Source organism: Streptomyces sp. NPDC044061 (assembly GCF_056434305.1).
Window position 1 is genome coordinate 271,806 of sequence record NZ_JBWKFL010000004.1, and the last position, 12,662, is coordinate 284,467.

Consider the following 12,662-nt stretch of genomic DNA (forward strand, 5'->3'; position numbering starts at 1 on the left):
ACGGCGGTACCCCTGAGGCAGTATGGCCCGCGATGCGCAGAGGACTCGTACACGTACTCGCGTGGCTGCTCGCGACGGGCGCGGCGGTCACGCTGTCGTGGTGGGGCGTGCACACGGTCATGGCCGGAACGGCGTACGACCCACCGCGCGCCCTGCCGATCACGGCGGCCGACACGACCACGCACCGCTCGAAGCCGCTGGATTCGCCGTCCGCCCGGCCGTCCGCGTCGAAGAGCCCGTCGACCAGGCCCCCGACGCCCGCGCCCGCCCGGACACCGGCCCGTGGCGGCAGCCCGTCCCCGACCGCAGGCGCGACCACCTCCGGCCAGATCAAGGCCTATGACACGGACGGCGGTCGGGCGGTCTTCGACCTGGGCCCGGCGAGCGCCACTCTCGTCTCGGCCACCCCCGGGACCGGCTGGTCGATGCAGGTGTGGAAGACCGAGACGTGGATCCGGGTGGAGTTCAGCAGCGGCGCGGACCGCGTCTCGGTGTTCTGCACCTGGCACGACGGCCCGCCGCACGTGGAAGTGGGGGCGTACTGACCGCACCCCTCGAGCGCGGTCTTCACCACGCTGTTACGGCACTGGGTGGAGGACGGTGGTGAGGAGGACGGTGGTGAGGAGGACCTGACGGACCGGTTGACGGGCCGGTACGTGCGTCGTCTTCCGTTGCCGGCGCGCGGGCTGCCCTTCCGGGCGGGGTCAGCGGAACACCGAGGGCGGCGGGGCCGGGGAGGCCACCGCCGACTCGTCCGTCACGGGTGCGGCGCCGCCGGTGAAGTCGGTGAGCTGCCTGCCGTGTTCGACCCGGGCGGGATGCGGGTCGGAGGCGGCGCGGCGGGTGAGTTCGGCGAGCGGCAGCGGGAGGTCGCAGGCGGCGAGGATGGTGTTGCCGAAGCGCTTGCCGCGCAGCACGGCCGGGTCGGCGATCAGCGCGAGTTCCGGGAAGCGGGCGGCGGCGGTGGCGATCTGGCCGCGCAGATGGGCGAGGGGCGGGCCGTCGGCGAGGTTGGCGGCGTAGACGCCGGAGGGCTTCAGGGCCCGGCGGACCTCGTCCAGGAACTCGGTGGAGGTGAGGTGGGCGGGGGTCCGGGCGCCGCTGAAGACATCGGCGATGACCAGGTCGGCCCAGCCGTCCGGCACCTTGGCCAGCCCTTCGCGGGCGTCGAGGGACCGCACCCGTATCCGCGCGTTGGGGTCCAACGGCAACTCGCGGCGGACCAGTTGTACGAGGGCCCCGTCCCGCTCGACGACCTGCTGGGTGGAGCGCGGCCGGGTGGCGGCGACGTACCGGGCGAGGGTGAGGGCGCCGCCGCCGAGGTGCACCGCCTGCACCGGACTGCCGGGCGGGGCGAGCAGGTCGATGACGTGGCCGAGGCGGCGCTGGTACTCGAAGGAGAGGTACGCCGGGTCGTCCAGGTCGACGTGCGACTGGGGCGCCCCGTCGATCAGCAGCGTCCAGGCCCGGGAGCGGTCCGGGTCGGGTATGAGCTGTGCGAGCCCGCCGTCGACCGTCTCCACCACGGCCTCGACGGCGGCCGACCTGCGCCGGTTGTTCCTGGACCTGCCCATCGGCCCATTTTCGCAGCAGACCGGGGCGGGCGCTTCACCGGCAGCGGTCGGCCGCCTCGATGATCCGGGCCGCTTCCCCGAGGGCCCGGCGGAGCACCACCGGGTCGGTCGGTAGGTCGGCCTCGCCGGGCGGCAGCAGCCAGTCCGAGCCCTCCACCGGGGGCTGCGGGTCCAGCCGCAGCCCCCGCCCGTTCGTCTCGGTGCAGATGCTGCCCGGCACGTCCCAGCAGGCGGCGGTGCCCGCCGGCACCAGGAAGCCGAGGGTGTCGCACCCGCCGTCGTGCAGGACGGGCCCCACGGTCTCCCCCGTCCCGCGGCGCAGGATGTCGACCGCCTCCAGCCCCTGCCGGGCCGGCACCGTCACGAGGTCGCACGCCGTGTCAGGTGCCGTCGGCGACGGCGCCGTACCCGACGTACCCGTAGTACAGGGATCGTTGCTCTGGCTGGTCTCCATGCCGGCCTCCACCACGCCTGTTGCAGTCCATCGGGTCCAACGCGCGACGGCGTCAACGGCTACGGCACAAGTGCGCCGCAAAGGATGGCAGTTCATGGCAGATCATGGATGAGATATCCGATTTGTAGCCAAACAATGCGTGGCGGGTCCGACACAGCCGGTACGTTCTTGCTCGCCGGAACCAGGGTGTCACACGGACAACTCAGCCCGAATCCACCCCGGATCCGGCATGGTTCGACGGTTCGCACGAGAGGACCCGGCCATGGCGTCGTCAACCGAGACCTCGTCACAGCCCGAACGGCCACAACGGCCGAACCTCGCCTTCCGGCAGCTGCGCGGTCGGCGCTCACCGGCCGAGTTCGCCGCGCTGGTGCGGCGGGCCGCGCTCGAGATCGGCGAGCGGGTGAGCTGTGACGCGCGCTACGTCGGCAGGGTCGAGGCGGGTGAGATCCGCTGCCCGAACTACGCGTACGAACGGGTGTTCCTGCACATGTTCCCCGGCCGCACGCTCACCGACCTCGGCTTCGCGCCGCGCTCGTCCGTCCGCGGACGCGCGGCGCGTACGACCGGGGACGCGCCCCCCGCGTTCGGTACCACTGAGACAGGAGGGGCGCACGAGCCGTATGACACACAGGAACGGTACGACCCGCAGGACCCGTACGACCCGCACGAGTCGTACGAGAACGACCCCCTGAACCACGAGGAGAGCGACGTGCTGCGTCGCGCATTCATGACCGGCGGAGGCGCCACCGTGGCCGCCGCCACGCTGAGTCTCACCACCGACGCCGCGGCGGCTGCCCGGCCACCGCGCCGTGCCGGAGCCTCCGAGGCGGCCGCCCTGGAGGAGGCCGTCCGACGTATCCGGCTGCTCGACGACCGGCACGGCGCGGACGGCCTGTACCGGCGCGCGGCGGCGCCGTTGCGCGCCGCCTACGCACTGCTGGACGCGGGCGCGACCCGGCAGACGACCGCCGAGCGGCTCCACTCGGGCGCCGGTGAACTGGCCATCTCGGTGGGCTGGCTGGCCCATGACTCCGGCCGTTTCGACGACGCCCGCTCGCACTACGCGGAGGCACTCGCGACCTCCCGCATGACCGGCGATGCGGCCCTCGAGGCACACGCCTTCTGCAACATGGCGTTCCTCGCCCGCGACGCCGGCCGCCCCCGCGAGGCGGTACGCGCCGCGCAGGCCGCCCAGCGCGTCGCCCGCTCCTTGGGTTCTCCCCGCCTGATGTCGCTGCTCGCCCTGCGCGAGGCCGGCGGCTGGGCGGGGCTCGCCGACCGAGCCGGCTGCGAACAGACACTGGCCCGTGCCCAGGCCCTCTTCGAGCGGGGCCACTCGGACGCCGACCCCGAGTGGATGAGCTTCTACGGAGAGGCAGAGCTGGAGGGTCTGGAGGCGCAGTGCTGGTCGACGCTGGGCGACTGGCGGCGCGCGTCCCGCCACGCCCGCCGGGCGGCCCAGCTCCAGAACCCCCACTTCACCCGCAACATCGCCCTCTACACCGCCGAGCTGGCCGACGACCTGGCCCGTGAGGGCCGCCCCGACGAGGCGGCACAGTCGGCGATGCGCGTTCTCGACCTGCTGGACCAGGTCCAGTCCTCCCGCATCCAGTCGATGCTGGCGGGGACGGCGCGGGTGCTGTTGCCGCACCGGCGGGCGTCGGGGGTGTCGGCCTTCCTGGACCGGCATGCGTCACTGCCCCGGGTGGGACGGGCCTAGCAGACCCTTGCGGGCGCGTGGGGCCGGTCGCGCAGTTCCCCGCGCCCCTACGGCGCGCTCGTGGCCGCGGTCACCCCGCCAGGTGCCCCAAGTCGTTCCAGCTCTCGATCGCCGGTTCCCCGTATGCCCAGCCGAGGATCGACAGCGAGGTCGGGTTGAGCCGGATCCGCGCCGCGAACTCCAGCGGCAGACCGAGCCACCGCGCGCCTATGGACCGCAGGATGTGCCCGTGGGCGAAGACCAGAACGTCACGGTCCGCCGACCGCGCCCACGCGACCACCTCGTCCGCGCGCGCGGTGACCTCGGCGATGCTCTCCCCCTCGGGGACACCGTCCCGCCAGATCAGCCACCCCGGCCGCACGGCCTGGATCTCTGCGGGGGTCATTCCCTCGTAGGCGCCGTAGTCCCACTCCATGAGCGTGTCCCAGGACTCGGCACGCTCACCGAACCCGGCCAGTTCGCACGTCTCACGCGCGCGTGCCAGCGGACTGGTGCGCACCTCCACCCCGGGCAGCCCCTCGAACGGCGCCCGGTGCAGCCGCTCCCCGAGCAGCTTGGCCCCGCGCCGGCCCTCTTCCAGGAGTGGCACGTCGGTCCTGCCGGTGTGCTTGCCGGACAGCGACCATTCCGTCTGTCCGTGCCGGGCCAGCAGGATGCGCGGTGCCATGGGAGACCTTTCCGGGAGAGCGGCGTCCGGCGGACGCCGGAAAACGATGAAGCGGGGTAGCCGGGGGGTGGTGGGTCCCTCCATCATCGCTCACCCCGGGCACGGGCAACCCGCCGGGCGATGTCGGCGTCTTTGAGGGCTGAAGCGCCCGCATGGCCGGGATATGGACGCCGTAAAGTGGCACGGTCGCCCGCAGGGGCGCACCACAGAAGGGGGAGGGCGATCGGATGCCGCAGACCGAGACACCGGGCACCGAGGTGACCCCGCGAACCCGGCTGCGGTGGTGGACCGAGCTGCCCCTGATCCTGCTGGTCTACGGCTGCTACTCGGCCGGACGTCTCCTCGCGCGCGGTGACGTCGCCTCCGCCGTCGGCCACGGCCTGGCGATCCTGCGTGTGGAGAAGGCACTGCACCTCAACGCCGAGCACCCGCTCAACCGGCTGTTCACGCGCGAGCCGTGGCTCGGCGTACCGGCCGACTTCTGGTACGCCTCGCTGCACTACCTGGTCACGCCCGCCATCCTGATCTGGCTGTTCCGGGCCCGCGCCGAGATCTACCGATCCGCCCGCACCTGGCTGATGACATCCACGTTCATCGGTCTGATCGGTTTCACCCTGCTGCCCACGTGCCCGCCCCGGCTGCTCGCCGCGGGCCACGGCTTCGTCGACACGATGGCCCAGTACAGCTCGTACGGCTGGTGGGGCGGCGAGGCCAGCGCGCCGCGCGGCATGGGCGGCATGACCAACCAGTACGCGGCGATGCCGAGCCTGCACGTCGGCTGGGCGCTGTGGTGCGGGGTCATGCTGTGGCGCCACGGCGGCACGCGCCTCGCCAAGGTCTTCGGCGTCGGCTACCCGCTGCTGACCGCACTCGTGGTCATGGGCACCGCCAACCACTACTTCCTGGACGCGGTCGCGGGCGTGGCCGTGATGGGCGTGGGCCTGCTGTTCGCGCCGCGTGTGATGCGCGGGGCGGATCTGCTCCGGGCCCGCCTGAGCACCCGTACCGCACCGGTCCCGGCGGACACGGGTTCCCCGATTGTCAGTGGCGGATGCCAGACTTCCGCGGGTGAGCGAATTCCACGGCAGCGCGAGTCGCAGCTCGCACCCGCAGCCGAACCGGACGCCTCCGCCCGAGACGCGGGGGAAGAGGCTCCGGCACCGGCTCGCTGAGCTGCGCGGTCCCGACGTACCGGCCAAGGCCCTGGACGCGCGCGCCCTCGCGGCGCTCGCCTCGAACCCCGGGTGCCGCAGGCGGGCGATCCTGGACGGCGCGGGGGTGGACAAGGCGGCGCTGGCGAACGCGCTGGGCGCGCCCTCCGGCTTCGGGCAGTCGCAGTTCGCGCTGACCCGGGGCAACGCGTTCGAGGCGAAGGTGAAGGCCGACGGCGGCGCGGAGCTGCTGCGGCTGGTGCACTCCCGTCTGGACCCGGGTGCCGAGCCGCCCGCCGGGGCCACGGTGCCCGACCTGACCGCGGTCGGCCCCGAGGGTCGTACGGCCCGGACGGCGCTGGCGCTGCGCGAGGCCGTGGCGGCGGGCGGCTGGACGCTGCTCGACCACCCGATGCTGGCGCTGGACGTGGCGGGTTCGCTCGCCTTCCTGGAGCCCGACGCGGTCGTGGTGCATCCGGACGGCGGCTGGACGGTCGTGGAGATCAAGTCCTTCCCGATGCTGGACGGTTCGGCCGATCCGGCGAAGGTGGGCGCGGCCGCCCGGCAGGCGGCGGTGTACGTGCTGGCCCTTGAGGAGGTCGCGGCCCGCCTCGACCCCGCTCCCCGTGTACGGCACCGGGTGCTGCTGGTGTGCCCGAAGGACTTCTCCAACCTGCCCACCGCCTCCGCCGTCGACGTACGCAAGCAGCGTGCGGTCACCGCCCGCCAGCTGGCCCGGCTCACCCGCGTCGAGGAGATCGCCGACGCCCTGCCCGAGGGCACCTGCTTCGCGCCGGACCGCCCGGCCGAGGAGCTGACGGCGGCCGTCGAGTCGGTGCCGGCGACGTATGCGCCCGAGTGCCTGTCGGCCTGCGAACTGGCCTTCCACTGCCGGGAACGCTCCCTCGAGGCCGGTGCGGTCACCCGGCTCGGCCGCCCGCTGCGCGCCGAACTGGGCGGTCTGACCACGGTCGAGGGCGTCCTCGCGGCGGCCCGCGGCGAGAGCGGGGACCCCGACGACCCGGCGGTGGCGGCCCTGCGCAGGGCGGCCGCCCTGCGCGCGGAGGCACTGGCGCACGCCCGGGAGGTGGCCCCTTGTCCCTGATCGCCACCCTCGCCCGGCTCGAGGCCGTCAGCACCGGCCGGGCCCGGCCCACCGCCACGGTCCGCCATCGGCATCTGTCCGAGCGCCCCCTGGTGTTCGTGCCGCTCACCACCGCCGGTGAGGCGGGCGCTCCGCTCGGCGCGCTGGTCGGCACCGACCGGGACACGCCGCGGCTGCTGGTCGTTCCGCAGCCCCGCGACCGCGACCTGCGCTTCGCTTTCCTCGCCGAACTGGCCGATGTCGTGCTGCCGTACATCGACTCCCACGCGGAGGCCGTCGAGGCGGCCGAGCGCACCGAGACCGACCCGGAGACCGGCAAGCGGGTCAAGGTCGAGGTCGAGCTGTGCGCGGACGCCCCCCAGCTGATCGTGCCGAGCCGGGCGGGCCTGGACTTCGTACGGCTGCTCGGCCGCTCCATGCGCTTCCGCCGCACCGCCGAGCAGGACCCGGAGACGCCCCACCCGGCGCCGCCCCGGGTGCCGCTGCTCGGCCGCTGGCTGACCCACTACGGCGAGCGGGCCCGGGTACCCGGCTCCTCCCTCCTGCTGGCCCTCACCGAAGTGCTGTCCCGGCACTGGGCGACCGGTCAGTCCAGCCTGGAGGACCAGCACCTGGGCGCGCTGCTCGCCTGGATCGACCCGCCCGAGGAGGGCACCGGCGCCGAGGCCGCCCGCCGGGCCGAACTCGCGCGCGACGCCGAAGGCCAGCTGCTGTGCCCGCCGGCCGGCCCGGCCACCGATCCGGCGTTCGACAACAAGCTCCTCGCCCCGGCGATCGAGCGCTACGACCGTGCCCGCACCGCGCTGGCCGCCGCCGAGGACGCCCTGGAGGCGGACGACCGGCTGGCCGCGCTCACGGCCGCGGAGCAGCGCGTGCGCGACCTGGTCGAGAGCCGCACGCTGCCCACCTGGGACGCGGTGTGGCGGGGCCTGGACCTGCTGCGGGCGCTGCCGGAGGGGGCGCACGTGGAGGAGCGCTGGACCCGGGACCGCTGGTCGTTCACCGGCCACCGCGACCGGGTCCTGGCCGGCGAGCCCCCGCAGCCGCGCCGCGACGACGCGGTGACGGCGGCGAACAAGCTGGCCACGCGCGAGCGCGAGCAGAGCCGTCTGGAGGCGCAGGAGGCGCTGGACGACCCGCTGGTGATGGCGGGACGGCGGCTGGCCGGTGAGGCGTTCGCGGGCGAGGTGACCGATGTCGTCATGGCGTACAGCGAGGGCAAGCGGCCCAGCCCGCGCCCCTTGGTGACGGTCCGCTCGGACGACCGGCCGCATCTGGCGGAGCGCGCGAAGGTGTACCGCTCGCTGGACGGAAGGCCGCAGGCGGCGGAGTTCACGGGCTACGAGGGCGCGCCGGAGGACGGTCTGCTGGTGCTGCGGATCGTGGACAAGATGGGCCGGGGCAAGGAGCCCGAGCCCGGTTCGGTGCCGGAGAAGGGCGACGCGGTCTGCTTCACGCTGTTCGAGCACGAGCAGCGCGGCGGCGCGAAGCTGCCCGATCCGGAGGAGACCCCGTGGACGCACGGCGGCCCGCCGGGCGAGGCCGTGCGGGAGGCTCCCGACACCGTGACCGAGGAGGACGTCCTGTGACGACCGTCGACTTCGACCCCGGAGCCGCGGCGGGACGCGCCACCGACGCGATCCTCCACGACACCCTGCACGGCATCGCGCGGGGTGTGGTCGTCGACTCGCCGCCCGGCGCCGGCAAGTCCACGCTGGTGGTCCGGGCGGCGCTGGAACTGGCCGAGGCGGGGCGCCCGTTGATGGTGGTGGCCCAGACCAACGCCCAGGTCGACGATCTGGTGATCAGGCTCGCCGAGAAGAACCCGGACCTGCCCGTGGGCCGGCTGCACAGCAGCGACGCCGACCCGTACGACAAGGCGCTGGACGGTCTGCCCGGTGTCCGTACGTCGGCGAAGGCGGCCGATCTGAACGGCCTCCCGGTCGTCCTGTCCACGGCCGCGAAGTGGGCGCACGTCAAGGTGGACGAGCCGTGGCGGCACGCGATCGTCGACGAGGCGTACCAGATGCGCTCGGACTCCCTGCTTGCCGTGGCCGGTCTGTTCGAGCGGGCCCTGTTCGTGGGCGACCCGGGGCAGCTGGACCCGTTCGCGATCGTGGGCAGCGAGCAGTGGGCGGGCCTGTCGTACGACCCCTCGGCGTCCGCCGTCACCACCCTTCTGGCCCACAACGCGGACCTTCCCCAGCACCGTCTCCCGGTCTCCTGGCGGCTGCCGGCCTCCGCGGCCCCGCTGGTCTCGGACGCCTTCTACCCGTACACGCCGTTCCGCAGCGGCACCGGCCACGACGACCGCCGCCTCGCCTTCGCCGTCCCCTCCGACGGCTCGGGGCCGGACAGGGTGATCGACGAGGCGGCGGAATCCGGCTGGGGCCTGCTGGAGCTGCCCGCCCGGCACACCCCGCGCACGGACCCGGAGGCGGTGCGGGCGGTGGCGACGGTCATCCGGCGCCTGCTGGACAGAGGGGGCGCGGCGGTGTCCGAACGCTCGCCGGACCCCTCCCCCCTCACCGCCGACCGCGTCGCCGTGGGCACGGCCCACCGCGACCAGGCGGCAGCGGTCCGCGCGGCCCTCACGGAGCTCGGCGTGGCGGACGTCACGGTCGACACAGCGAACCGTCTCCAGGGCCGCGAGTACGACGTCACGGTCGTCCTGCACCCGCTCTCCGGCCGCCCCGACGCCACCGCCTTCCACCTGGAGACCGGCCGGCTGTGCGTCCTGGCGTCCCGCCACCGCCACGCCTGCATCGTGGTGTGCCGCGCCGGGGTGGACGACCTCCTGGACGACTACCCGTCCACGGAACCGGTCCAGCTGGGCACACTGGTGAAGTTTCCGGACGGGTGGGAAGCGAACCATGCGGTGCTGGCCCACCTGGGCGAACACCGCGTGAGCTGGCGACCGTGAGCGGCGTCCCGGCATCCGGCCGACGAACGCCGCGCTCCCGCAGCCCCTCGCCGGACGGAGTCCGGCACGCCGCCGGAAACGGCCGATGAATGCAGCCCGGACAGGTGGGAAGCGAACCACGCCGTGCCGGCCCACCTGGGCGAACACCGCGTGAGCCGGCGACCGTGAGCAGGCCGGTACCCGGCAGAAGGGTGCCACGGGTCGGTCGGCGGACCTGACGTCCTCTTGCGCCGGCGCGGGAGAATGGACGGTGGCCCACCTGAAGGCGGGGCCCACCGAACGGTACGAGGAGGAGATGAAGACATGGCGGAGCCCACGCCGCGTCGGCACCAACCGCGGCTACGCCCCGCGCCTCTGATCTTCGAGCCCGCGGAGGCGGCCGGCGATCCCGAGCACTTCTTCGACCTGGAGTCGATCGAGGATCCGCGGGCGCTGCTGGCGCGGGCGACGGAGCTGACCCAGGCGTTCCGCGTGGCGGCCGACCGGGCCGTGGAGTTCCAGGCCATCGCGGCCGCCCAGCTCGCCGACCCGCGCCGGTTCGACCGGCTGACCCCGGCGGACATCGCCGAGCGGGCGGAGTGGACCGAGGACTACGCGAAGAAGATGGTGGAGTTCGGCCGGGATCTGATCCGTGGGGTCGAGACGGAGGGCCGGACGCCCGTCGACCCCGTGTGACCCCGTCCGGCCCAAACACGCCTGGCATATGCCAGGCGGGCACGATACTCCTCCCCGCCCCTCCTGTCCCGAATTTCCGCAACCCAGAAGAACCGTTCGCTCACGGCCGGTAGACCTTGTCGGCATGAGCAGCACGCCGAACGTCACCTGCGCCACCGCCGACGGAGCCGCCTGGCTCGCCTCGGCAGGAACGTATCCGCGAAGCACGCTGGCCTACTGGCGGGAGCGCCCGGACGCCCCGCTGGTCCTGCCCTGCGGGACCGTCTTCGACGTGGTGAGCGCTCCGGCGATCTTCGGACGCCGGATGCTGGACCGGTTATGGGACGACGGGCCCGGCTCGGGACCCGTCGCGGTGTTCCGGGGCCGCATGCTCCTGTTCGCCGCCCCGGGCACGGCCCAGCGGCTGCCCTCGCTGCTGACCTGGGAGGAGTGGGGGTCCCACCGCACGGAGGCGGTGCCACCCCTGCTCTGTCACGGCACCGGAGACGCAGTGACCGTCCCGGCGCTGGACGGAGGCGACTCCCCCACCAGCGACTCCCCCGCCGGCGGCTGCCGCTGGCTGGTCGCCCCGGACACCCGTCATCCCTGGCTGCCCGGCCCGGAGGTCGTGCTGTGGGCGGCCGTACGGGCGGCCCGCGCGGCCGTACGGATATCGATTTTTCCTCCCGCCGACCATGATGCTAATGTCTACGACGTCAGCAGGCGCCGCTAGCTCAGTTGGTTAGAGCAGCTGACTCTTAATCAGCGGGTCCGGGGTTCGAGTCCCTGGCGGCGCACAATGACGATGGCGAGGCGTGTTCGCGGAAAGCGCGAAGCTCCTCGCCATCTCTGTTTTTGCGCGGCTTCGCCGCGCGTTGCGGGGGCTTCGCCACCCACACCCCCATCCAGGTCGGTCCGGCAACCGTTTCTCGAGAAGTCACCGCGTCCCGGGACCTCAGCCCACCACTCCCGGTGTGATCTTGACGTTCCAGGCACCGGACGCCGTCCGGTCCTCCACCTCCACCCTCACGCCCTCTCCGGGCACCGTGAAGCTCTCGCCGAGGGAGACCGGGGCATCGGCGAGCGGCGGGTAGACCGAGTTCTCCCAGCACGCCTCGGACCGCGGGTGGGCGTCCACCACCTCGACCGGGCCGCCGCCGGACTCCGCGCCGCCCCGCACCCGGTACACCAGGACGCCCTGGCGGCAGGCCGCACGGTCGTTGCCCGCCGCGCCGCGCGCCTCGAAGGCCAGGACGCTGTCCGGACCGGTACGCACCACCGCCAGCTTCACGCCGTGCCCGAGGCCGAAGGCCGGGGCGCCGGCCGCACCCTGCACCGGGATGCCAGGGCCGGAGGCCAGCGGCTCCAGGGTCAGCCGGGTGGGCCCCGCGCCCCGCACGCACACCACCTGGCGCGGATCCAGCCAGCCCAGCTTCCACTTGTGCCAGGCGAACAGGTCCGGGGACATCCCGAACTGGCTTCCCATCAGGTCCCAGTCGCCCACGTACGTGTCCCAGTCGCCCTTGCCGTCGGCCGGGCGGTGATAGAGGTCGGGGAGGTCGAAGACGTGCCCGGTCTCATGGGCGAGGACCAGACGGTCGGGCGGGTGTTTCTCGAACACCGTGACGACCCGGCGCACGTCCGTGCCGTCCACATGCAGGGGGGTGTCCAGGTTGACGACTTTCGTCGCGTCCGAGTCCACGCCGGGCGCGTCCGGGTCGGCCACGAAGTAGATGACGTCGTAGCGGGAGAAGTCCACCTCCCGGTCGGCCGCCGCGAAGGCATCGCGCAGGTAGGCGGCGCGGTCGTCGGCGTTCCAGTCGCGCTTTATGGCGTACGCGGACGACGGTCGCGGCATGCGCAGCCAGTGCCGCAGCGGGTGCGGGCGCAGCGTGAACCTGCCGTAGGAGGCCTGCGCGAAGAAGCGGCTGGTGGCCGGGAAGTGGTCGGCGGCCAGCTGGGCGGGGGTGATGCGCGGGGTGGCGTCCGGGAAGGACAGGAAGATCATGACGGCGTCGAGCGCACCGGTCGGGCGGTTGTAGTCGGTGTTCCAGGTGTCCACGCCCTCCGAGTGGTGGGCGTCGGTGCGGTGCAGCGCGCAGGGGGCCGTCGAGAAGGGCTCGGCGACCGACGGCCCGGAGAGGATCGAGGTCGCGGCGAGCGCCGACATCGTGGTGAACACGGCGGCGGTGCTGCGCAGCTTGGGCACGGAAGGACCTCCGGATGCGGTTCGCGGGACACCGCATCCAGACTGTGGGACTTTATCCCTGTTCGTCCTGTTTGCCTGAACCAGAAGGGTGAGTACGCCCGTTTGCGCGCCGGCGCGCGTCGGGTGCCGACACCCCGAAACACTCACGGAACGTCACAACTGGTCGGGGGCCCGAAGAACCCGTCCAGGTGCGGGCAGAAAC

The 12,662-nt window shown here is 73.4% G+C and carries 12 protein-coding genes and 1 tRNA gene; 9 read left to right on the plus strand and 4 right to left on the minus strand.

Features of this window, described 5'->3' with window-relative positions; genetic code table 11:
- Positions 1–32 precede the first annotated feature (32 nt).
- Complete coding sequence (locus AC07CM_RS08415; RefSeq protein WP_478875556.1) at positions 33–545, plus strand: hypothetical protein; 513 nt, start codon at positions 33–35, stop codon at positions 543–545.
- Between the two features lie 159 nt (positions 546–704).
- Here AC07CM_RS08415 and AC07CM_RS08420 read toward each other — a convergent pair whose 3' ends face one another.
- Together AC07CM_RS08420 and AC07CM_RS08425 are read right to left on the minus strand one after the other, a co-directional pair.
- On the minus strand, positions 705–1,574 hold the full coding sequence (locus AC07CM_RS08420; protein ID WP_478875557.1) for a spermidine synthase: 870 nt from the start codon (positions 1,572–1,574) through the stop codon (positions 705–707).
- A 34-nt stretch (positions 1,575–1,608) separates the two neighbouring features.
- Positions 1,609–2,028 carry a hypothetical protein gene (locus tag AC07CM_RS08425; RefSeq protein ID WP_478875558.1) on the minus strand — a complete coding sequence of 140 codons (420 nt, stop codon included), beginning with the start codon at positions 2,026–2,028 and terminating at the stop codon, positions 1,609–1,611.
- Positions 2,029–2,290: 262 nt separating this feature from the next.
- Here AC07CM_RS08425 and AC07CM_RS08430 point away from each other — a divergent pair, with 262 nt between their 5' ends.
- Entirely contained in the window at positions 2,291–3,751 is a 1,461-nt protein-coding gene (locus tag AC07CM_RS08430; RefSeq protein ID WP_478875559.1) for a tetratricopeptide repeat protein, read from the plus strand.
- Between the two features lie 70 nt (positions 3,752–3,821).
- Here the strand turns inward: AC07CM_RS08430 and AC07CM_RS08435 are convergent, their stop codons facing one another.
- Positions 3,822–4,418, minus strand: a complete 597-nt coding sequence (locus tag AC07CM_RS08435; protein ID WP_478875560.1) for a histidine phosphatase family protein — start codon at positions 4,416–4,418, stop codon at positions 3,822–3,824.
- A 227-nt stretch (positions 4,419–4,645) separates the two neighbouring features.
- Between AC07CM_RS08435 and AC07CM_RS08440 the strand changes: the two genes are divergently transcribed.
- The 7 genes from AC07CM_RS08440 to AC07CM_RS08470 all read left to right on the plus strand — a co-directional run bounded on the left by AC07CM_RS08440 (position 4,646) and on the right by AC07CM_RS08470 (position 11,048).
- Complete coding sequence (locus AC07CM_RS08440; protein ID WP_478875561.1) at positions 4,646–5,590, plus strand: phosphatase PAP2 family protein; 945 nt, start codon at positions 4,646–4,648, stop codon at positions 5,588–5,590.
- The gene (locus AC07CM_RS08445; RefSeq protein WP_478875562.1) at positions 5,487–6,674 is read left to right on the plus strand and encodes a hypothetical protein; all 1,188 of its coding nucleotides are present in this window, start codon (positions 5,487–5,489) and stop codon (positions 6,672–6,674) included. The genes AC07CM_RS08440 and AC07CM_RS08445 overlap by 104 nt, the downstream gene beginning before the upstream one ends.
- Entirely contained in the window at positions 6,665–8,263 is a 1,599-nt protein-coding gene (locus tag AC07CM_RS08450) for a hypothetical protein (protein ID WP_478875563.1), read from the plus strand. The genes AC07CM_RS08445 and AC07CM_RS08450 overlap by 10 nt, the downstream gene beginning before the upstream one ends.
- The gene (locus AC07CM_RS08455; protein WP_478875564.1) at positions 8,260–9,597 is read left to right on the plus strand and encodes an AAA domain-containing protein; all 1,338 of its coding nucleotides are present in this window, start codon (positions 8,260–8,262) and stop codon (positions 9,595–9,597) included. Before AC07CM_RS08450 ends, AC07CM_RS08455 begins: the two co-directional genes overlap by 4 nt.
- A 303-nt stretch (positions 9,598–9,900) precedes the next feature.
- Entirely contained in the window at positions 9,901–10,272 is a 372-nt protein-coding gene (locus AC07CM_RS08460) for a hypothetical protein (protein ID WP_478875565.1), read from the plus strand.
- Between the two features lie 124 nt (positions 10,273–10,396).
- The gene (locus AC07CM_RS08465) at positions 10,397–10,984 is read left to right on the plus strand and encodes a bifunctional DNA primase/polymerase (protein WP_478875566.1); all 588 of its coding nucleotides are present in this window, start codon (positions 10,397–10,399) and stop codon (positions 10,982–10,984) included.
- Positions 10,975–11,048, plus strand: a tRNA-Lys gene (locus AC07CM_RS08470). The genes AC07CM_RS08465 and AC07CM_RS08470 overlap by 10 nt, the downstream gene beginning before the upstream one ends.
- Positions 11,049–11,206: 158 nt before the next feature.
- Here AC07CM_RS08470 and AC07CM_RS08475 read toward each other — a convergent pair.
- The gene (locus AC07CM_RS08475) at positions 11,207–12,421 is read right to left on the minus strand and encodes a M6 family metalloprotease domain-containing protein (RefSeq protein WP_478875748.1); all 1,215 of its coding nucleotides are present in this window, start codon (positions 12,419–12,421) and stop codon (positions 11,207–11,209) included.
- Positions 12,422–12,662 lie beyond the last annotated feature (241 nt).